Below are 19,501 nucleotides of genomic sequence, written 5' to 3' on the forward strand. Positions count from 1 at the left end.
ATTCGGGAGGCTAGTGCGCGGCGGCTTCGATGGTGCCGCGGCTGACCCTTTTGCGCAGCACCCAGTAGGTCCAGCCCTGGTAGAGGAAGATCACCGGGGCGGCGATTAGGGCGGTCCAGCTCATCACCTGCAGGGTGTACGGCGTCGACGACGCGTTCGCGATGGTCAGGCTGTTCGCGGTATCGTTGCTCGCCGGCATCACGTCGGGGAACAGGGACGCGAACAGGGTCAGCACGGCCAGCCCGATGGTCGCTGCCATCAGCGTGAACGCCCAGCCCTCCGAACCCTTCAGGTTGAGCAGGAACGACCCGATCAGGGCAACGGCGGCCAGAGCGGCGAACACAGCGGTGAACAGGCTCCCGAAGGCCAGCACAGTCCAGAGCAGGAACGACGCCGCGACGACGATGGTCACGAGCCCGGATCGCACGGCGAGTTTCCTGGCCCGCTCGCGGATGTCGCCCTCGGTCTTGAGGGAGACGAAGACGATCCCGTGGGTGAAGAAGAGCAGCAGCGTGGTCAGGCCGCCGACCAGCGCATAGGGGTTGAGCAGGTCGAAGAAGCTGCCCGTGTAGTTGTGGCCGGCGTCGAGCTGCACCCCCTGCACGACGTTCGCGAAGGCGACGCCCCAGAGGAGGGCAGGCACGGCGCTGCCCACGACGATCATGCCGTCGAACCACTTCTTCCACTCCGATTCCGGCCGCTGGTGCCGGTACTCGAACGACACCCCGCGCACGATCAGGGCGAGCAGGATGAGCAGCAGGGCGAGGTAGAACCCGCTGAACATGGTCGCGTACCACTCGGGGAACGCGGCGAAGAGGGACGCGCCGGCCACGATCACCCAGGTCTCGTTGAGATCCCAGACCGGGCCGATCGTGTTGATCAGCACCCGGCGGTCGGTGTCGTCCCGGCCCAGGAACGGCAGGGACATCCCGACGCCGAAGTCGAAACCGTCGAGCACGAAGTAGCCGATGAACATCGCGGCGATGATCCAGAACCAGAGGATGTTGAGTTCCATCAGACGCTCCTAGTAGACCGTGACACGTTGGGGGGTTTCACCGGTCAGCGGATCCGGCACCGGGGCATCCTCCGGGCCCTGCCGGACCGCGCGCAGGATCAGCCGGAACTCCACCACGGCCAGCACGCCGTAGATCAGGGTGAACGCGATCAGGGAGATCAGGATCTCCAGCCCGGAGACGTTGGGTGAGACGCCGGACTCCGTCTTCAGCAACCCGAAGACGAGCCAGGGTTGCCGTCCCATCTCGGTGAAAATCCAGCCGACGCTCATCGACGCGAGCGAGAACGGGAACGACCAGATGGCGACCTTCCAGACCCAGGCGGCGGCCGGGGTGCGCCCGCCGCGGGTGAGCCATAGGCCGACGACGGCGACGAGGATGTGCGCGATGCCGAGGCCGATCATCCAGCGGAACGCCCAGTAGGTGATCCAGATGGTCGGCGTGTAGTCGCCGGGTCCGTAGAGCCCCACGTATTGGGCCTGCAGGTTGTTGATGCCCTCGACGGTGCCGTCGAGGGTGTGGGTCGACAGGAACGAAAGCAGGTACGGGATCCGGACCGAGAACAGCTCGCTCACGCCGTCGGGGGTGCCGAGGGTGAAGATCGAGAAGGATGCGTCGGCGCCGGTGGCCGTCTTGTACATCGCCTCGGCCGCGGCCATCTTCATCGGCTGGGCGGCGGTCATGGCCAGGCTCAGTGAGTCGCCGAAGAAGGTGGTGAGCGCGCCGGAGATGACCATCATCCACATGCCGAACTTGAGGGCGGGGCGCATGGTGTCGGCGTGCTGCTTGCGGTAGAGGTGCCAGGCCGCGACGGAGATGATCAACCCGGACGACACCATGAAGCAGGCGAAGATCGTGTGCGGGAAGGACGCGAGGGCGATCGGGTTGGTGAGCAGTTCGCCGATGTCGGTGAGCTCGGCCCGGCCCCTGGCCTCGTTGATCCGGAACGCGATCGGGTTCTGCATGAACGCGTTCGCGGCGAGGATGAAGTAGGCGGAGGCGATCGATCCCACCGTGGTCAGCCAGATCGTGGCGAGGTGCAGGCCCCGGGGAAGCCTGTCCCAGCCGAAGATCCACAGCCCGACGAAGGTGGCCTCGAGGAAGAAGGCGACGATGCCCTCGAACGCCAGGGGCGCGCCGAAGACGTCGCCGACGAAGCGGGAGTAGGTGGACCAGTTCATGCCGAACTGGAACTCCTGCACGATCCCGGTCACGACGCCCATGGCGAAGTTGATCAGGAAGATCTTTCCGAAGAAGTGGGTCAGCTGGAGGTACTTCGCCTTGTCGGTGCGCACCCAGGCGGACTGGAAGATCGCGACCGTGAGGGCCAGCCCGATCGTGAGCGGAACGAAGAGGAAGTGGTACACGGTCGTCAGACCGAATTGCCACCTCGACAGGAGTAACGGATCCAGCCACTCGTTCATGCGTCCTCCAACAGGGCCACTCTTCTACGATACGTAGAAGACTACACTTCTACGCCCCGTAGAAGACGGCGGTGGGCTGCGGTAAACTGGCCGCATGGGGAATCTGGGTGTGCTGGAGCGGTTGCTGATGGATGTCCTCTGGGACTCCGGCCAGGCGCTGCCCGCGAACGAGCTGCGCGACCGCCTGCTCACCCCGGCCGCCGTGGCCGCGAGCCGCAAGCCGCTGGCGACGACCACGGTGCTCACGGTGCTGTCCAGGCTCGAGACCAAGGGCTTCGTCACCCGGGACCGCGACAACCGCCCGCACCTGTACCGGGCCGTGCGGACCCGGGCCGAACACACGGCCGAGCTGATGCACGAGGTGCTCGGTTCGGCGCCCGACCGCCAGGCGGCGCTGGCCAGGTTCATCGGCAACGTCACCCCGCAGGAGGCCGAAAGCCTCCGGCTCCTGCTCAGCCCCGCGTCCGGCGAGTGACGCGGCGCGAGTGACGAATAGAGCGACGCGAGACCCGGCACCGTGCCAGCGACCGCGCTAGCCCTCGGTGCGCTCGCCCTCGCCCTGGCGTGGCCACTGCCGATCTTGCTCTCCCGGGCCCGGTGGCCGGCCCGCTCCCCCGGCCTCGCGCTGGTCCTCTGGCAGTCGATCGCCCTCACCGGCGGCCTGTCGATGATCGGAGCCCTGTTCGCCTACGGACTACTCGGGTTCGGAACCAATGCGCTGGCGGGCATCCGCTCCCTGTCGGTGCACGCCGGCTCCGGGGCGGTCCCCGCCGGGATGACGTTCAGCCAGGTGCTCGCACTCGCCGCCGCGTTCCTGCTCACCGGCCACCTGCTGCTCAATCTGGCGGCGACGTTCCTCCGCGCCCGGGTGCAGCTGCGCCGGCACCGCCACCTGGTCGCGCTGCTCAGCGAGCCGTCCGCCGACCGTCCGGGCACCCGAGTCATCGACCATGAGGCCCCGGTCGCATACTGCCTGCCGGGCGGGACGACGTCGGCGACCGTGTTGTCGCGGGGACTGATCAGCCTGCTCGAGGCCGACCAGCTCCGCGCGGTGGTGGCCCACGAGCGCGCGCACCTGCTGCAGCGCCACCATCTCGTGCTGCTCGCTTTCCGGTCCTGGCGCAGCGCACTGCCGTGGTTCCCGATCGCCACCCGGGCGGAGACCGCCGTGGGTCTGCTGGTGGAGATGCTGGCCGACGACGAAGCCCGCCGGCAGGTGGACGACCGCACGCTCGCGATGGCGATCGCCCTCGTGGGTTCGGCGCACGGGCCGGTCACCGGGGCAGGCGACACCGGGGCAGGCGACACCGGGGCAGGCGACACCGGGGCAGGCGACACCGGGGCAGGCGACACGCGGCCAGGCGACGCCGGGGCAGGCGACACGGGGGCAGGCGCGACGAGAACCGGAACCGGGCCGCGGGACACGGATGCCGCGGCCTTCGCCCGGCCGGATCATCCGTTCGACCTGCTGACCCCTCGCCTGCGCCGGCTCGTGGTGGACACGCCGAGGCTGCGCCGGCACCAGGGCTTCGGTGTTCTCGCAGCGTCGGCAGGGCTGCTCGCCCTGCCGACGTTGCTGCTGCTCACCTGATCCCGGCTGCCCGGCTCCGCGCGCCCCGTCGAATTCGACGGACATTTTCGCATTTTGGGGCGGTTTTGCCCCAAATCAGGCACGCAAACCGAAAATGTCCGTCGAATTGGTCACCCGCAGGGACTAGAAGAGGTTCGCCTGCGTGAGCCAGTCGGCCGCGATCGCCTTCGCGGACTTCTGGTCGTTCTTGCTCTCCGAGTTCATGCTCACCAGGTCTTCGGCGCTCAACGCGGCGCTGACCTTGTTGAGCACCGCGGCGGCCTTGTCGTCGACCTTCTTCGACACGACAGGTACGACGTTGTCCGGGAAGAACAACCCGTCGGGGTCGGTCAGGGCGACGAGCTTGTTCGACTTGATGTTCGGGTCGGCGGTGTAGATGTTCGCCAGCTGGATGTCGCCGTCGACGAGGGCCTTGACCGTGAGCGGTCCGCCGCTGTCCTCGACCGGCTTGAACCCGGCGGTCACGATGCCGTACTTCTCCTTGAGCGCGGTCGGTCCGTACGGGCGGGTCTCCAGCTCGGAGTTGCCGCCGACCGTGATCGGCTCGGTCACGTTCTTCAGCGACGCGATGTCGGTGAGCTTGTACTTCGCGGCGAAGGCCTGCGTGACGGTCCACGAGTTCTGGTCGGTCGCGGCAGCCTGGTCGAGCACGCTCAGGCCGGACGGCAGGGCCTTCTCGAGTTCGGCATAGGTCTCGTCTGCCGTGCCGCCGGCCGCCTTCTTGTCGAGAGCCTGCAGCAGGCTGCCGGTGTATTCGGGGAAGACGTCGATCTTGCCGCCGGTGATGTCGGGCAGGTAGACCTCGCGCTGGCCGATCCGGAACTGCCGGTCGACGGTGACGCCGTTGGCCTCGAGCGCCTGGGCGTAGATCTCGGCGATGATCTCGTTGGAGTAGTAGTCCTGCGACCCGACCACGAGGGTCTTCGAGTCGCCCGACGCGGTACTTCCGGCGCCCAGCGGATCGCCGGACGCACACCCTGCAAGGGCTACGACGGCCCCAACCGCGACCGCGGCGATCGCCGCGAGCCGGCCTCTTTTCACTGTGAACATTAGGGGTTTCCTTTCGTGATGGCGGGTTCCATCCCCGGGCGCGGTCTGGCTGACCTGGCCCGGTCGACTGGGAGGCGGGTCGTGGCGACACCGCGTGGGACCACGACCCGCTGGATCGTGGCGAAGACGGCCTCGAGTGCGAGGGCGAGCAGGATGACGAGGATGGAGCCGCCGAGCATCTCGGCATAGTCGCGGGTCTTCAGCCCGGAGAACAGGTACCGGCCGAGGCCGAAGTCCGCGACGTAGGCGGCGAGGGTGGCGGTGGCCACGACCTGGAGCGCGGCGGAGCGGAGACCACCGATCAGCAGGGGCAGGCCCAGCGGAATCTCGACCTGGGTCAGGACCTGCGCCTCCGACATGCCGACGGCTCGGGCCGCGTCGATCGCACCCCGGTCGATAGCCTCGAATCCGGCGTACGCACCGGCGAGGATCGGGGGAATCGCGAGCACGGTCAGGGCGACGTAGGGGGCACCCAGGCCGATTCCGACCCAGAGCGCCACGAGGGTCAGCAGCCCGAGGGTCGGAATGGCGCGCAGCCCGCCGCTCGTCGCCACGGCCAGGCCGCGTCCCCGGCCGGTGTGCCCGATCGCGAAGCCGAACGGGATGGCGATGGCCGAGGCGACGACCAGGGTCAGGAAGGTGAAGCCGAGATGCTCGAGCACGCGCACGGGAATCGCGCCCGGTCCGGCGTAGTTGGCCGGGTCGAGGATCCAGCCGAGGGCGTCGGCGAAGATGTTCACGGGGTCACCTCGACGGGCAGCCGGAGCCGCGCATCCGCCTTGACGGCCTTCCGCACCCGGGTCCAGGGCAGTGCCAGCCGTCCGGCGGCGACCAGCGCCCCGTCAAGCAGCAGGGCGAGCAGTACGGTCGCGACGATGCCGGTGATGATCTCGGCCTGGATGCCGCGCTGGAAGCCGTCGGTGAAGAGGGAGCCAAGGCTCTGCGCCCCGATCACCGCACCCACCGTGGCCAGGCTCACGGTACTGACCGCCACGACCCTGAGCCCGGCCAGCAACACCGGGCCGGACAGCGGGAGCTCCACCTGCCAGAAATTGGTCCAGGCCGAGAACCCGATCGCCACGGCCGAGCGCTGCACGTCGGCGTCGACGGAGGCGAGTCCGTCCGCGACCACGCGCACCATCAGGGCCACGCCGTAGATGGTGAGGGCGATGACCAGGTTGAGCGGGGACCGGAGCGTCGTGCCGACGAGCGCAGGCAGCACGATGAACATCGGGAACGAGGGGATGGCGTAGAGGAGCCCGCTCGCCGTCAGGATCGCACCCCGGCTGAACCGGAAGCGATTGGCCAGCCAACCCAGCGGCAGTGCGATCACGAAGCTGAGGATGATCGGGGGCACGCTGAGAATGAGGTGATCGAGGGTGCGATCCCAGATGAGGTCAAGGTTCGCCCAGACCCAGGTCACCGGGAGACCCCGACCTGCCCCGGGGCGGAGTCGCCGACGAGCACGCCGGCCAGGCGGCCGTCGCTGTCGACGAGCACATCACGACCGTCATGTCGTTCGACATGCAGCACGCGCTTGCCGCGGTCGGCGCCGATGAAACTGGCGACGAAGTCGTTCGCCGGGTGGGCCAGGATGTCGGCGGGCGAGCCGATCTGGGCGATCCGGCCGCCCTCCTGGAGGATGACGACCTGATCGCCCAGCAGGAACGCCTCGTCGACGTCGTGGGTGACGAAGACCACGGTCTTACCGAGCTCGGTCTGCAGCCGGATGAGCTCCTGCTGCAGTTCGGCCCGCACGATCGGGTCCACGGCGCCGAACGGCTCGTCCATCAGCAGGATGTTGGGATTGACCGCGAGCCCCCTGGCCACGCCGACGCGCTGCTGCTGCCCGCCGGACAGCTGGCTCGGGTACCGATCGGCCAGGGCCCGGTCGAGACCGACCGTGTCGAGCATGGCCAGGGCGTCGGCCCTGGCCTTCTTCCTCGGCACGCCACGCAGCAACGGCACCGTCGCAACGTTGTCGACCACCTTGCGGTGCGGGAGCAGGCCCGAGTTCTGCATCACATAGCCGATGCTGCGGCGGAGCTTCACCGGTTCGAGGGAGGCGATGTCGACCCCGTCGATCTCGATCGAGCCGGCCGTGGGGTCGACCATCCGGTTGATCATCCGCAGCAGGGTCGTCTTCCCCGACCCGGACGATCCGACCAGGACCGTGGTCCGGTGCGATGGGAGGGTGAGGCTGAAGTCATCGACGGCCAGGGTGCCGTCCGGGAACTGTTTGCTCACCGAGCGGAACTCGATCATAGAAGTGGCTCATTCCTCGCCTGAAGTCGCATCAACACGTGCCAGAGGGTTAACACAACCATCCTTCGACGCGGAACGGCACAATGGATTGCAGAATGTTATCCGCTGACGGCGAAACGGGTAGCGCCGATTGGGCGGCGCCGACTCGTCAGCGCCGACTCGTCAGACGCTGGCCGCGACCGGCCCGTAGTAGCCGACCAGGTAGTCGCGCATGACCCGGCGGCACTCCGCGATGAAGCGTTCGTCGCCGTTCGGGTCGCTGTGGAAGGCGCGGGAGAGGATCGAGTCCGCCATCTCGACTGTCACCTCGAGCCGGAAAATCAGTTCAGGGCCACCGTGCAGGCCGAACTCCTCGGCGAGCACGCCCGCCAGCTGACGGGCGAAGTAGCCCGATTCGAGATCCTCGCTGCCGCTGATCGGGGTGCGTTCCCGGTCCGCGAAGTGCACGATCCGAAAACCGGGCTCCGAGCGGTACAGGTCGACGAACGCCGTGACGGCGCAGTCGACGGCATCCCACCAGTTCTCCGGCCCGCTGCTGCGGAGTTGCTCGACCACGCGCTGCCGGAACCGCAGCACCGCGCGTTCGCGCAGCGCCTGCAAGACCGCCACCCGGTCGGGGTAGTACCGGTACACAGTGCCGATCGACGCCCCCGCGCGTTCAGCGACCATCGCGGTCGTGATGCGGTCGAACCCCACCTCGTCCACGACGACGGCGGCTGCATCGAGCAGCCCTGACAAACGGGCGGTGCTGCGCTGCTGGGTGGGTTCGATCCGCACCTGCTGGCCCGACACGACAGGATCCCCACCGAAAAGGTCACTGAGTGACACTTGTCCTCCTTGAAGTAGGCCCCAATCCTATGTTGCTGAGTCCCGCTCGTTTGCCAGCGACAGGCATCTGCCCCGGATTGGGGGCCGCGCCGCGCCGCGCGGTCGCTGCGCATGCCAGACTAGGGACTGTGCCGAAGTCATCCCGAGTACCGACCACGGTCACCCCTGCGATGATGATGCACCGCGCGGCGCGCATCGAGGACTGGCTGCACGGGACCCGCGAAGGATTCGCCCGCAAGCGCGGCTACCTGCCCACGGTCATTCCGTACACCGGTTACGGGTCGACCGGGTGGGTGCGGATCCTCTGCCGTGTGCTCCTGGCCAAGCCGGCCAGGCCGCGCAAGCCGGCGAGCACCCGGCTCCGCTGGCGTTCCGACCGGCGTGACGCCGGCATCCGCGGCTGGCGCAGTTTCACCAGTGTGCCGGTCAACGACGTGACCGTGACCATTGAGATCAACGGCCAGGTGCATCGGGTGCAGGCGGACCGCGGTGGCGTCGTGGACACCGTGGTGCGGGTGAGCCTGGCCCCCGGCTGGCATGTGGCCCGGCTGCACACGGAGGTGCACGCGGATGCGTCCACCCCGGTCGAAGCGCCTCTCTTCATCGTCGCCCCGACCGTTCACCACGGGATCATCTCCGATGTCGACGACACCGTCATGGTCACGACGCTCCCCCGCCCTCTGCTGGCGGCCTGGAACACGTTCGTGCTCGACGAGCATGCCCGCGTGCCCACCCCCGGGATGGCGGTGCTGCTCGACCGGCTGGCGGCCACGGCCGAGGGTGCCCCGATGGTCTACCTCTCGACCGGGGCGTGGAATGTCGCCCCCACGCTGACCCGTTTCCTCTCCCGCAACCTCTACCCGGCCGGGGCGCTCCTGCTCACGGACTGGGGTCCCACCCACGACCGCTGGTTCCGGAGCGGGCAGGAGCACAAGCGCGCCAATCTGCGCCGGCTCGCCCAGGAGTTCCCGGAGATCCGCTGGATCCTGATCGGGGACGACGGCCAGCACGACGAGGCCATCTACAGCGAGTTCCAGCGTGACTTCCCCGGCAGCGTCGAGGCCGTCCTGATCCGGCAGCTGTCCCCGAGTGAGGCCGTCCTGGCCGGACGCCGGGCCAAGGACGCCGTCGACGAGAAGCACGATCCTCGGTGGGTCTACGGACCCGACGGGTCCAGCCTGGCCGCCCGGCTGGCCGAACAGGGCCTGCTCTAGCCTTCTTCCGTCTGGCCTGCTTTCGTCCAGCCTGCTTCCGCGGCGCGGATGCGGTCCAGCCCACGGTTGATCTGGCGCGCCCAGAGCGGGCCACGATAGAGGAACGCCGTGTAGCCCTGCACCAGGGTCGCTCCGGCCGAGAGTCGCTCGGCGACCTGCTCCGCCGTCTCGACGCCGCCGACCGAGATGACGCACAGCTCTGGGGGCACGGAGGCACGGATCAGGCGCAGCACGGCCAGGGACCGGGCGTGGAGCGGGGCCCCGGAGAGGCCGCCTGCCCCGGCGGCGGCGACCGTGGCGGCATCCGTGATCAGGCCCTCCCGCGAAATGGTCGTGTTCGTCGCGATGATGCCGTCGAGGCCGAGGCCGACCACGAGTTCGGCGATCCGGGTGACCTCCTCGTCGCTGAGGTCGGGGGCGATCTTGACCAGCAGCGGCGTTCCGGCGGCCTCCGCCTGCACCGCGCGCAGGAGCGGCGCCAGCTGGTCGAGCTCCTGGAGTCCGCGCAGCCCCGGTGTGTTGGGTGAACTCACGTTCACGACCAGGTAGTCGGCCAGGGGCGCGAGGAGCGCGGCGCCGGCCAGATAGTCGGCGGTGGCGTCCTCGACCGCGGTGACGCGGCTCTTGCCGATGTTGATGCCGAGCACGGGGCGGCCGGGAACGGCCAGAACCCGGGCGAGGCGCTGCCGCGCCGCCGCTGCTCCGTCGTTGTTGAAGCCCATCCGGTTGATCACGGCACGGTCGGTGATCAGTCGGAAGAGGCGCGGCTTCGGGTTTCCGGGCTGGGCGACGGCCGTGATCGTGCCGACCTCGACATGGCCGAAACCAAGCTGGCCGAGGCCGATCACGGCCTTGCCGTCCTTGTCGAACCCGGCGGCCAGGCCGAACGGCGAGTCGAAGTGCAACCCGAGCGCGTCGACGCCGTGACCGGGCGCCGGCGCGGTGAACCGGCGCACCAGACGCCCGATTCCGAGGGCGGGGAGTGCCCGGATCACGCTGAAGGCGAGATGGTGCGCGCGTTCCGGGTCGAGCCGGGAGAGCACGGCCGTGAAGAAGAACGGGTACACGGCCTAGAACTCCGCCGTGCCGGTCGGCGCCTGGGCGGAGGAGTCCACAGGGTCGGTGCCGAGCCCATCGACGTGCCCGGTGCGCAGCTGGGCGATCGCGGATTCGAAATCCTCGAGCGAGTCGAAGCCCTGGTACACGCTGGCGAAGCGCAGGTAGGCGACCTCGTCCAGGTCGCGCAGCGGCGGGAGGATGGCCAGGCCGATGTCGTTCGCGTCCACCTGGGAGGCGCCGGTCTGACGGATGGTCTCCTCCACCTTCTGGGCGAGCATGGCCAGGTCGGAATCCGTGACCGGTCGCCCCTGGCAGGCCTTGCGCACCCCGGACACGATCTTGTCCCGGCTGAACGGTTCGACGACCCCGCTGCGCTTGATGATGTTCAGGCTGGCGGTCTCGGTGGTGCTGAACCGGCGCCCGCACTCGGGGCACTGGCGGCGGCGACGGATCGACAGTCCGTCGTCGCTCGTGCGCGAGTCGATGACCCTGGAGTCCGGGTGGCGGCAGAAGGGGCAGAACATTTGGCCCAGCCTACCGTTCCGCGCCGGCGCTGAACCGTGCCGTGACGGCGTCGCCGTGGGCGGGCAGCGCCTCGGCATCGGAGAGGGCCGCGATGTGGCCGGCGACCGCGAGCAGTGCCTCCCTGCTGTAGTCGACGACCTGTTGCGGCCGGAGGAAGGTGTACGCCCCCAGTCCGGAGGAGAACCTGGCCTGGCCGCCGGTCGGCAGCACGTGGTTCGAGCCCGCGACATAGTCGCCCAGGCTGACGGGGGAATACGGGCCGAGGAAGATGGCCCCCGCGTTGTCGATCAGCTCGAGCACGGCCTGCGGGTCCTCGGTCTGGATCTCCAGGTGCTCGGGTCCGAACGCATTGCTGAATGCGGCGGCCGCGGCCAGGTCGTCGACGAGCACGATCGCGGACTGGCGTCCGGAGAGCGCCGCGGTGACCCGTACGCTGTGGGTGGTCGTCCTGGCCAGGTCGTCGAGGCCGGCGGAGACGGCATCCGCAAGCGCGGCGGAATCGGTGACGAGCACGGCCGCCGCCAGCTCGTCGTGTTCGGCCTGGCTGACCAGGTCCGCCGCCACCAGCCGTGGGTCGGCGGCGGCATCCGCGATCACCAGGATGTCGGTCGGCCCGGCTTCGGAGTCGATCCCGGTGACCCCTCGCACGAGGCGTTTCGCGGCGGCGACATAGACGTTTCCGGGGCCGGTGACGAGCTGGACCGGGTCGAGGCCGAGCCCGGGGACGCCGTAGGCGAAGGCGCCGACGGCGCCCGCGCCGCCCATGGCGTAGATCTCGTGCACGCCGAGCAGCCCGGCGACGGCGAGGATCGTGGGGTGCACCCGGCCGGCGTGGTCGCTCTGCGGCGGCGAGGCCAGTGCGAGCGACGAGACGCCGGCGACCTGGGCCGGCACGACGTTCATCACGACGCTGGACGGGTAGACGGCCTTGCCGCCGGGAACATAGAGCCCCACCCGGTTGACCGGCTGCCAGCGCTGGGTGATGACGGCGCCGTCGGCGATCGTGGTGGTGACGCGCGGGGGCACCTGCGCGGCGCTCGCGATCCGCACCCGGCGGATCGTCTCTTCGATGGCGGTGCGCACGTCGGGATCGAGCCCGGCCACGGCTTCCGCGATCTCGCTCGCCGGAACCCGGACGTGGGCGGGACGCACCCGGTCCAGGCGCTCGGCCTGGTCGAGCAGCGCCGCCTCTCCCCTGGCGCGCACGTCGTCGATCAAGGCAGCGGCGACGTCGCTGGCGACGGTCACGCTGGTGGCCGCGCGCGGCACGGCGGCCAGCAGGTCGGCGGGAGTGGGCCTGGTGCCCCGAAGGTCAATAGTCTGGATCATCTTTGACCAGCCTAGCGACGAACCTCCCGGTGTACGGGAATAGGCTGGCTGGCGAGGAGCTTGATTCAAGAACCATGAACGACACCGAGGCACCAGAGACATCGCCCGCCACCACGCCCGCCACAGCCGCACCTCCGCTGGAGGGCGACCCGAACGCGCCCCAGGACCTCGCGGCCTTCAAACACGCGTTCCGCCGCCATGCCGCGGGGGTCGCGGTCATCACCTCGCGCAGCGAAGACGGCACACCGCTCGGGTTCACCGCCACGTCCCTGGCGTCCCTCTCGTCCGTGCCGCCGCTGGCCACGTTCAACATGGCGCGTTCGGCCAGCACCTGGCCGGCCATCGCGGCGAACGACCGGGTGGTCATCCATATCCTCGGGGCACGCAACCGCGCCCTCGCCCAGAAGCTGTCAGGGCCTCAGGAACAGCGTTTCGTCGGCGACCATTGGACGCCGGGCCCGCACGGGCTGCCCGTGCTCACCGGGGTGACGTCGTGGATGGTCGGCCGGATCGTCGACCGGGTACTCGTGCACAACAGCGCGGTCGTGATCGTGCAGATCGAAGAGGGCGGCATGGGCGAGAACGACGATGCCCTGCTTTACCACGAACGCGCCTACCGGGTGCCGGGAGCCGAGGTCTGACCCTGCCGATCTGACCATGGCGAACCGACCCGGCGACTCAGACCGGCGGCAGGTCACGCAGCCGGCGACGCTCCGCTTCGACGATCGCGGCCTCCTCCGGGGTCGGCGCGCTGCCGCCCAGGTGCTTGGGCTGCCACCAGGCGCCGGCGCCCTCCTCCGGGTAGCTTTCCTGCAGGCCGTCGACGAGGGACTGCAGGTTCTCATGCAGGAGCAGGGTGAGCTGATGCGCATCCGCGTCGGCCGGCATCTGGATCGGCTCCCCGATCGCGAATCCGATCGGCGCCCGGAAGGCGTCCCGCAGCGACGGCTTGTGGTTCTTGGTCAGCAGGCGGTGCCCGCCCCAGACCGCGATCGGCACGACGGGTACCCCTGCCTCCGCCGCCATCCGGATGGCACCCGATTTGAGTGACCGCACGGTGAAGGATGCGTTCACACCGCCCTCCGGGAACACGCCGAGAAGTTCACCGGCGCGAAGTGCCTCGACCGCCTGGACGTAGGCTGCCGCCCCGGCCTTCATGTCGACGGAGATGTGGCGCATACCCCGCAGCAGCGGGCCGACGAGCGGCTGGTCGAACGCGCCCTTCTTGGCCAGGAAACGGATGTGCCGCCGGTTCCGGTGCCAGGTCATCCACTCGACGAGTGCGAAGTCCGCATAGCCGAAGTGGGTGACGGCCAGGACCGCTCCCCCGGTGTCCGGAAGGTTGGCGAGCCCGGTGACCGACGGCCTGAGGCGCAACAGACCGAACACGGCCCGCCCTGCCCCGATGGCCGTGCTGTAGATCGGTTCCCTGGCGCGCCTTGTCATGGTCCAAGGCTACAACCCTGCGTCAGGTGAGGCAGTAGGGCCCGAGCAGGCTCTTCAGCTCCCCGAAGAGGTCGGCGCTGATCGTGATCCGGAACGGCAGCTCGAACACCCGGGCGGTCGTACCCTTGACGAGTTTGAGCCTCACCTCCGAGCTGCCGCCGTGGCGCCCGAGCACCTCGCCGAGCGCGGTGACCGTGTCGGTCGTCGCCCGGGCCTCGGCCACGGTGATGGCCAGCGGGCCGGAGTCGGAGGCCTGGCCCAGCTCGGGCGCGAAAATGCTGTACGCGTGCAGGTTCATTCCGTCGTCCCGCATGCTCACCCGGCCGCGCACGACCACGATCGAGTCGCTGATCAGGTCCTGGGCGAACTCCTGGTACGCCTTGCCCATGAACATCACGGCGATCTCCCCGCCGAAGTCCTCGACCTGGATGATGCCGTACTGGTTGCCCGACTTCTTCGCGATCCGGTGCTGCACGCTGGTGATCAGGCCGGCGATCGTGACGGTGTCGGCATCCTGGGTCTGGTCAGAGGCCATCAGGTCGACGATGGTGGTGCTGGCGTGCTTGGCCAGCGGGATTTCGAGCCCTGCGAGCGGGTGATCGGAGACGTAGAGGCCGAGCATGTCGCGCTCGAAGGCGAGCTTCTCCTTCTTGCTCCACTCCGGGCGGTCGGGCACCTGTTCGGTCTCCTGAGGGTCGTCGAACAGGCTGTCGAAGTCGAAGCCGACCATTCCGTGCTCTTCGTCCCGCTTGATCTTGACGGCGGATTCGACCGCGGCCTCGTGGATCTCGACCATGCCGCGCCGGGTCGCGCCGAGCGAGTCGAAGGCGCCGGCCTTGATCAGCGACTCGACCGTGCGCTTGTTGGCCACCTGGATCGGCACCTTGCGCAGGAAATCGTGGAACGACTCGAACGCGCCCTTCTCCGTGCGGGTGAGCCGGATGGCGTCGACGACGTTGAAGCCGACGTTGCGCACCGCTCCCATCCCGAACCGGATGTCGGTGCCGACGGCCGCGAAGTAGCCGATCGACTCGTTCACGTCGGGCGGCAGAACCTGGATGCCCATCCTCCGGCACTCGTTCAGGTAGAGAGCCAGCTTGTCGCGGGAGTCGCCGACGCTGGTGAGCAGGGCCGCCATGTACTCGGCCGGGTACTTGGCCTTGAGGTACGCGGTCCAGTAGGAGAGCACCCCGTAGGCGGCCGAGTGGGCCTTGTTGAAGGCGTAGTCGGAGAACGGCAGCAGGATGTCCCAGACCGTCTTCACGGCGTCCATCGAGTAGCCGTTGGCCTTCATCCCGCCGGAGAAGCCTTCGAACTGCTTGTCCAGCTCGGACTTCTTCTTCTTGCCCATGGCGCGGCGCAGGAGGTCGGCCTGGCCGAGGGAGAACCCGGCCAGCTTCTGCGCGATCGACATGACCTGCTCCTGGTACACGATCAGGCCGTAGGTGGTGCCGATGACGTCCCGGAGCGCTTCCTCGAGCTCAGGGTGGATCGGGATGATCTCCTGCTGTCCGGTCTTGCGGAGCGCGTAGTTGGTGTGTGAGTTGGCGCCCATAGGACCCGGCCGGTACAGCGCGATCACGGCGGAGATGTCTTCGAAGTTGTCAGGCTTCATGAGCCGCAGCAGCGATCTCATGGGGCCGCCGTCGAGCTGGAACACGCCCAGGGTGTCGCCGCGGGCGAGCAGTTCGTAGGCGGCCGGGTCGTCGAGCCCGAGCTCCTCGAGCACGGGCCGATGGCCGCGGTTCACCGCGATGTTGTCGAGGGTGTCGTCGATGATGGTGAGGTTGCGCAGCCCGAGGAAGTCCATCTTGATCAGGCCGAGGGCCTCGGAGGCCGGGTAGTCGAACTGTGTGACGACCTGGCCGTCCGCTTCCCGCTTCATGATCGGGATGATGTCGATCAGCGGGTCGGAACTCATGATCACGCCGGCGGCGTGCACTCCCCACTGGCGCTTGAGGTTCTCCAGCCCGAGGGCCGTGTCGAAGACGGTGCGGGCCTCCGGGTCGGACTCGATCACGGCGCGGAAGTCGGCCGCCTCACGATACCGCGGGTGGTCCTTGTCGAACATGCCGGTGAGCGGCACGTCCTTGCCCATGATCGCCGGCGGCATGGCCTTGGTGAGCTTGTCGCCCATGCCGAAGGGGAATCCCAGCACCCGGGACGCGTCCTTCAGGGCCTGCTTGGCCTTGATCGTGCCGTAGGTGACGATCTGGGCGACGCGTTCCTCACCGTATTTCTCGGTGACGTAGTGAATGACCTCGCCGCGGCGGCGCTCGTCGAAGTCCACGTCGAAGTCGGGCATGGAGACGCGGTCGGGGTTCAGGAACCGCTCGAAGATCAGCCCGTGCACGAGCGGGTCGAGGTCCGTGATGCCCATCGCGTACGCCACCATGGAACCGGCGCCCGAGCCACGGCCGGGCCCCACCCGGATGCCCTGCTGCTTGGCCCACATGATGAAGTCGGCCACGACCAGGAAGTAGCCCGGGAAGCCCATCTGGATGATGATGCCGATCTCGTAATCGGCGCGTTTGCGCACGTCCGCCGGGATGCCGTTCGGGTAGCGCTTGGCCAGCCCGATCTCGTTCTCCTTGACGAACCAGCTCTCCTCGTTCTCGCCCTCCGGGCACGGGAACCGGGGCATGTAGTTGGCCTGGGTGTTGAACTCCACCTGGCAGCGCTCGGCGATCAGCAGGGTGTTGTCGCAGGATTCCGGGTGGTCGCGGAAGATGTGCCGCATCTGCGCGGCGGTCTTGAGGTAGAACTCGTCCGAGTCGAACTTGAACCGGTTCGGGTCGTCGAGGGTCGAAGCCGACTGCACGCAGAGCAGGGCCGCGTGGGCGGTCGCATCATGCGCGTGGGTGTAGTGCAGGTCGTTGCTGGCCACGAGCGGGAGCTTCAGTTCGCCGGCGAGTTTGAGAAGGTCGGTCATGGTGCGGCGCTCGATGTCGATGCCGTGGTCCATGATCTCGCAGAAGAAGTTCTCCTTGCCGAAGATGTCCTGGAAGTCGCCGGCGGCCTTCTTGGCCTCCTCGTACTGGCCGAGGCGCAGGCGGGTCTGCACCTCGCCACCGACGCAGCCCGTCGTTCCGATCAACCCGGCGGAGAACTCGGAGAGCAGCTCGCGGTCCATCCGGGGCTTGAAGTAGTAGCCCTCCAGACTGGCCTTCGACGACAGCCGGAACAGATTGTGCATGCCCGCGGTGGTCTCGGACAACAGCGTCATATGCGTGTACGAACCGGCCCCACCGACGTCGTCCCGGTTCTGCCCGTTGGTGCCCCACCGCACCCGGGTCTTGTCCCGGCGGTCGGTGCCGGGGGTGATGTACGCCTCGGTGCCGATGATCGGCTTGATGCCGGCCTCGGTGGCGGTGCGCCAGAAATCGAACGCACCGAACACGTTGCCGTGGTCGGTGATCGCGACGGCGGGCATGCCCTGCTCGACTGCCGCGTTGATCAGCGGCTTGACCCGCGCCGCACCGTCCAGCATCGAGTACTCACTGTGCACGTGCAGGTGGACGAACGAATCCTTCGATCCACCCGACTTATTCTGAGGGGACAAGACGGCTCCGAGGTGTTGAGAGTGGTCGCTGCGGGCTAGGCGTCACGCAGCACGTCGAGCGCGTGAGCGAGGTCGTCCGGGTAGTCGGCGTTGAAGGTGACCCACTCGCGTGAGTCGGGGTGGTGGAAGGCGAGTTGTTTCGCGTGCAGCCACTGCCGGGTCAGGCCCAGCCGGGCGGTGATCGACGGGTCGGCCCCATACATGGCGTCGCCGACGCACGGATGCCGCTGGGCGGCCATGTGCACCCGGATCTGGTGGGTGCGCCCGGTCTCCAGGTGCACCTCCAGCAGTGACGCCGAGCGGAACGCCTCGAGGGTCTCGTAGTGGGTGATCGAATCCTTGCCGCCGGCGACGACGGCGAATTTCCAGTCCGAGCGAGGGTGGCGCCCGAGAGGGGCGTCGATGGTGCCGGCGAGCGGGTCAGGGTGTCCCTGGACGACCGCGTGGTAGATCTTCTCGACCTCCCGGTCGTGGAAGGCCCGCTTGAGGGCCGTGTAGGCCGCCTCCGACTTGGCGACGACCATCAGCCCGCTGGTGCCCACGTCCAGGCGGTGCACGATGCCCGCGCGTTCGGCGGCGCCGGAGGTCGCGATCCGGTACCCGGCCGCCGAGAGCGCCCCGAGCACGGTCGGCCCGGTCCAGCCGACGCTGGGGTGCGCGGCGACACCGGAGGGCTTGTTGACGACGACGATGCTCTCGTCGTCGTGCACGATCGACAGGTCAGGCACCGGGATCGGCACGATGGTGAGGGCCTCACGCGGCTGCCAGTTGACCTCCAGCCACGCTCCGCCGTGCAGCCGGTCGGACTTGCCGACGACGGCGCCGTTCAGTTCCACCCCGCCGGCCTCGGCGACCTCGGCCGCGAAGCTCCGGGAGAACCCGAACAGCTTGGCGATGCCGGCGTCGACGCGAACGCCGTCGAGGCCGTCGGGAAGGGGAAGAGAGCGTGTTTCCATGGGTGAGTCAGGGTGCTAACTGGGTGGGGGTCGGAGCAGCGGAATCGGGGGTTCCGGATGCCGGGGCGCCGCCTTCCGTGGCAGCTCCCCGGCGGCCGTCCAGGCCGACGCCACGGATGGTGAGCCACATGAAGATGATCATGCTCGTCACGATCGACATGTCCGCGACGTTGTAGATGGCCGGGATGAGCCAGGGGGTCGAGATGAAGTCCACCACGTGTCCGAGGCCGAAGGACGGTTCCCGCAGCAGCCGGTCCGTCAGGTTTCCGAGCACGCCGCCCAGCAGGAGTCCGAAGACCAGTCCCCAGGCAAGGGAACGGATGCGACCGGCGAACCAGACGATGAACACCACCACGGCGACCGCGATGATCGAGAAGATCCAGGTCATCCCGGTTGCCAGGGAAAACGCAGCGCCCGGGTTCCGGACGAAGTGCAGTTGCAGCACATCGTTCAGAACCCGGACGGTGTCACCCTCGGCGAGGCCGGTGACGACAAGGTACTTGCTGATTTGGTCCAGCGCGTAGATGCCCAGCGCGACAAGGACCAGAACGACAAGCGCGCTGGAGCGCTTCTTCGCTCCGTCCTTAGGCGCCAAAGCCCTGGAAGCTCGGCTTCGGAGCGTTGCCCGAGTCGCTGCCGGCGTTCGCGCCGACCGGGGAGGTGGCGTCGAGGTCGCGGAGCTGGCTCTCGATGTAGCTCTTCAGCTTCTGGCGGTACTCGCGCTCGAACGTGCGCAGGTCTTCGATCTTGTTCTCGAGGACCGAACGCTCCTTGTCGAGGGCGTTGATCTGGGCGCGCTGCTTGGCCTCGGCCTCGGCGACCAGACGGGCGGCAGTGGCGTGGCCTTCGGCGATGAGCGCGTCACGCTTCTCGGCACCCTCCTTGACGTGCTCCTCGTGCAGACGGCGAGCCAGCTGGAGCAGGTTGGTGGTGCCTGCGGTCTCATCGACCGGCTCGGCGACCGCGGCGGCAACCGGGACGACCGGAGCGACGACGGGAGCCGGGGTGGGCTCTGCAACGACCTCAGGAGCCTTGACGGCCTCGGCCAGGACAACGGGCTCGGCCGTTCCGCCACCGGAGACGCGAGCTCGGAGCTCCTCGTTTTCCGCGGTGAGGCGACGCAGCTCGACAACGACCTCGTCGAGGAAGTCGTCTACTTCGTCCTGATCGTATCCTTCACGGAACTTCGTCGACTGGAACCGCTTGTTGACTACATCTTCCGGAGTTAGCGCCATGGCT

The 19,501-nt window shown here is 68.4% G+C and carries 19 protein-coding genes; 4 read left to right on the plus strand and 15 right to left on the minus strand.

The window, feature by feature from the left end; genetic code table 11:
- Window positions 1–10: 10 nt before the first annotated feature.
- Together cydB and E3O48_RS02255 are read right to left on the minus strand one after the other, a co-directional pair.
- The gene (gene cydB / locus E3O48_RS02250; protein WP_134508421.1) at window positions 11–1,015 is read right to left on the minus strand and encodes a cytochrome d ubiquinol oxidase subunit II; all 1,005 of its coding nucleotides are present in this window, start codon (window positions 1,013–1,015) and stop codon (window positions 11–13) included.
- Between the two features lie 9 nt (window positions 1,016–1,024).
- Window positions 1,025–2,437 (minus strand): cytochrome ubiquinol oxidase subunit I, encoded by a 1,413-nt coding sequence (locus E3O48_RS02255; RefSeq protein WP_134508422.1) that lies wholly within the window; start codon window positions 2,435–2,437, stop codon window positions 1,025–1,027.
- A gap of 94 nt (window positions 2,438–2,531) precedes the next feature.
- Between E3O48_RS02255 and E3O48_RS02260 the strand changes: the two genes are divergently transcribed.
- Together E3O48_RS02260 and E3O48_RS02265 are read left to right on the plus strand one after the other, a co-directional pair.
- Window positions 2,532–2,912, plus strand: coding sequence for a BlaI/MecI/CopY family transcriptional regulator (locus E3O48_RS02260; RefSeq protein WP_134508424.1), 381 nt, complete (start codon window positions 2,532–2,534; stop codon window positions 2,910–2,912).
- A gap of 42 nt (window positions 2,913–2,954) precedes the next feature.
- Entirely contained in the window at window positions 2,955–4,028 is a 1,074-nt protein-coding gene (locus E3O48_RS02265; protein ID WP_134508426.1) for a M56 family metallopeptidase, read from the plus strand.
- Between the two features lie 123 nt (window positions 4,029–4,151).
- On the opposite strand, the gene E3O48_RS02270 is transcribed toward E3O48_RS02265, so the two are convergent.
- The 5 genes from E3O48_RS02270 to E3O48_RS02290 all read right to left on the minus strand — a co-directional run bounded on the left by E3O48_RS02270 (window position 4,152) and on the right by E3O48_RS02290 (window position 8,171).
- The gene (locus E3O48_RS02270; RefSeq protein WP_198413011.1) at window positions 4,152–5,078 is read right to left on the minus strand and encodes an ABC transporter substrate-binding protein; all 927 of its coding nucleotides are present in this window, start codon (window positions 5,076–5,078) and stop codon (window positions 4,152–4,154) included.
- Complete coding sequence (locus tag E3O48_RS02275) at window positions 5,078–5,818, minus strand: ABC transporter permease (protein ID WP_134537166.1); 741 nt, start codon at window positions 5,816–5,818, stop codon at window positions 5,078–5,080. The genes E3O48_RS02270 and E3O48_RS02275 overlap by 1 nt, the downstream gene beginning before the upstream one ends.
- Complete coding sequence (locus E3O48_RS02280; protein ID WP_134537167.1) at window positions 5,815–6,501, minus strand: ABC transporter permease; 687 nt, start codon at window positions 6,499–6,501, stop codon at window positions 5,815–5,817. Before E3O48_RS02280 ends, E3O48_RS02275 begins: the two co-directional genes overlap by 4 nt.
- Window positions 6,498–7,343, minus strand: coding sequence for an ABC transporter ATP-binding protein (locus E3O48_RS02285; RefSeq protein ID WP_134537168.1), 846 nt, complete (start codon window positions 7,341–7,343; stop codon window positions 6,498–6,500). The genes E3O48_RS02280 and E3O48_RS02285 overlap by 4 nt, the downstream gene beginning before the upstream one ends.
- A gap of 162 nt (window positions 7,344–7,505) precedes the next feature.
- Window positions 7,506–8,171, minus strand: a complete 666-nt coding sequence (locus tag E3O48_RS02290; RefSeq protein WP_134537169.1) for a TetR/AcrR family transcriptional regulator — start codon at window positions 8,169–8,171, stop codon at window positions 7,506–7,508.
- A 170-nt stretch (window positions 8,172–8,341) separates the two neighbouring features.
- On the opposite strand from E3O48_RS02290, the gene E3O48_RS02295 reads away from it, so the two are divergent.
- On the plus strand, window positions 8,342–9,385 hold the full coding sequence (locus E3O48_RS02295) for an App1 family protein (protein WP_370248952.1): 1,044 nt from the start codon (window positions 8,342–8,344) through the stop codon (window positions 9,383–9,385).
- Here E3O48_RS02295 and E3O48_RS02300 read toward each other — a convergent pair.
- The 3 genes from E3O48_RS02300 to hisD are packed head-to-tail and all read right to left on the minus strand — an operon-like array spanning window position 9,382 to window position 12,298.
- Window positions 9,382–10,452, minus strand: coding sequence for a quinone-dependent dihydroorotate dehydrogenase (locus E3O48_RS02300; RefSeq protein ID WP_134537170.1), 1,071 nt, complete (start codon window positions 10,450–10,452; stop codon window positions 9,382–9,384). The genes E3O48_RS02295 and E3O48_RS02300 overlap by 4 nt on opposite strands.
- Window positions 10,453–10,455: 3 nt before the next feature.
- Window positions 10,456–10,968 carry a transcriptional regulator NrdR gene (gene nrdR / locus E3O48_RS02305; protein WP_241982365.1) on the minus strand — a complete coding sequence of 171 codons (513 nt, stop codon included), beginning with the start codon at window positions 10,966–10,968 and terminating at the stop codon, window positions 10,456–10,458.
- A 10-nt stretch (window positions 10,969–10,978) separates the two neighbouring features.
- Window positions 10,979–12,298, minus strand: coding sequence for a histidinol dehydrogenase (gene hisD, locus E3O48_RS02310; protein ID WP_134508439.1), 1,320 nt, complete (start codon window positions 12,296–12,298; stop codon window positions 10,979–10,981).
- Between the two features lie 74 nt (window positions 12,299–12,372).
- On the opposite strand from hisD, the gene E3O48_RS02315 reads away from it, so the two are divergent.
- Window positions 12,373–12,939: a flavin reductase family protein gene (locus tag E3O48_RS02315; protein ID WP_134508441.1), complete on the plus strand. Its 567-nt coding sequence runs from the start codon at window positions 12,373–12,375 to the stop codon at window positions 12,937–12,939.
- 37 nt (window positions 12,940–12,976) lie between these two features.
- Here E3O48_RS02315 and E3O48_RS02320 read toward each other — a convergent pair whose 3' ends face one another.
- The 5 genes from E3O48_RS02320 to E3O48_RS02340 form a co-directional block, all read right to left on the minus strand.
- On the minus strand, window positions 12,977–13,744 hold the full coding sequence (locus E3O48_RS02320; protein WP_134537171.1) for a 1-acyl-sn-glycerol-3-phosphate acyltransferase: 768 nt from the start codon (window positions 13,742–13,744) through the stop codon (window positions 12,977–12,979).
- Window positions 13,745–13,766: 22 nt separating this feature from the next.
- Window positions 13,767–17,234, minus strand: a complete 3,468-nt coding sequence (gene dnaE, locus E3O48_RS02325; protein WP_134508600.1) for a DNA polymerase III subunit alpha — start codon at window positions 17,232–17,234, stop codon at window positions 13,767–13,769.
- Window positions 17,235–17,341: 107 nt separating this feature from the next.
- Window positions 17,342–18,262, minus strand: coding sequence for an RluA family pseudouridine synthase (locus tag E3O48_RS02330; protein WP_134508445.1), 921 nt, complete (start codon window positions 18,260–18,262; stop codon window positions 17,342–17,344).
- 7 nt (window positions 18,263–18,269) lie between these two features.
- Complete coding sequence (lspA, locus tag E3O48_RS02335; protein ID WP_134508447.1) at window positions 18,270–18,857, minus strand: signal peptidase II; 588 nt, start codon at window positions 18,855–18,857, stop codon at window positions 18,270–18,272.
- Complete coding sequence (locus E3O48_RS02340) at window positions 18,847–19,497, minus strand: DivIVA domain-containing protein (protein ID WP_134508449.1); 651 nt, start codon at window positions 19,495–19,497, stop codon at window positions 18,847–18,849. Before E3O48_RS02340 ends, lspA begins: the two co-directional genes overlap by 11 nt.
- Between the last annotated feature and the right edge of the window lie 4 nt (window positions 19,498–19,501).

The organism is Cryobacterium sp. HLT2-28 (genome assembly GCF_004402495.1).
GTDB classification, from domain to species: Bacteria; Actinomycetota; Actinomycetes; order Actinomycetales; family Microbacteriaceae; genus Cryobacterium; species Cryobacterium mannosilyticum.

Coding starts and splice junctions, on each gene's coding strand:
- cydB (WP_134508421.1), bottom strand. CDS start 1,015: ATGGAACTCAACATCCTCTGGTTCTGGATCATCGCCGCGATGTTCATC.
- E3O48_RS02255 (WP_134508422.1), bottom strand. CDS start 2,437: ATGAACGAGTGGCTGGATCCGTTACTCCTGTCGAGGTGGCAATTCGGT.
- E3O48_RS02260 (WP_134508424.1), top strand. CDS start 2,532: ATGGGGAATCTGGGTGTGCTGGAGCGGTTGCTGATGGATGTCCTCTGG.
- E3O48_RS02270 (WP_198413011.1), bottom strand. CDS start 5,078: ATGTTCACAGTGAAAAGAGGCCGGCTCGCGGCGATCGCCGCGGTCGCG.
- E3O48_RS02285 (WP_134537168.1), bottom strand. CDS start 7,343: ATGATCGAGTTCCGCTCGGTGAGCAAACAGTTCCCGGACGGCACCCTG.
- E3O48_RS02295 (WP_370248952.1), top strand. CDS start 8,342: ATGATGATGCACCGCGCGGCGCGCATCGAGGACTGGCTGCACGGGACC.
- nrdR (WP_241982365.1), bottom strand. CDS start 10,968: ATGTTCTGCCCCTTCTGCCGCCACCCGGACTCCAGGGTCATCGACTCG.
- hisD (WP_134508439.1), bottom strand. CDS start 12,298: ATGATCCAGACTATTGACCTTCGGGGCACCAGGCCCACTCCCGCCGAC.
- E3O48_RS02315 (WP_134508441.1), top strand. CDS start 12,373: ATGAACGACACCGAGGCACCAGAGACATCGCCCGCCACCACGCCCGCC.
- E3O48_RS02320 (WP_134537171.1), bottom strand. CDS start 13,744: ATGACAAGGCGCGCCAGGGAACCGATCTACAGCACGGCCATCGGGGCA.
- dnaE (WP_134508600.1), bottom strand. CDS start 17,234: ATGCTGGACGGTGCGGCGCGGGTCAAGCCGCTGATCAACGCGGCAGTC.
- E3O48_RS02330 (WP_134508445.1), bottom strand. CDS start 18,262: ATGGAAACACGCTCTCTTCCCCTTCCCGACGGCCTCGACGGCGTTCGC.
- E3O48_RS02340 (WP_134508449.1), bottom strand. CDS start 19,497: ATGGCGCTAACTCCGGAAGATGTAGTCAACAAGCGGTTCCAGTCGACG.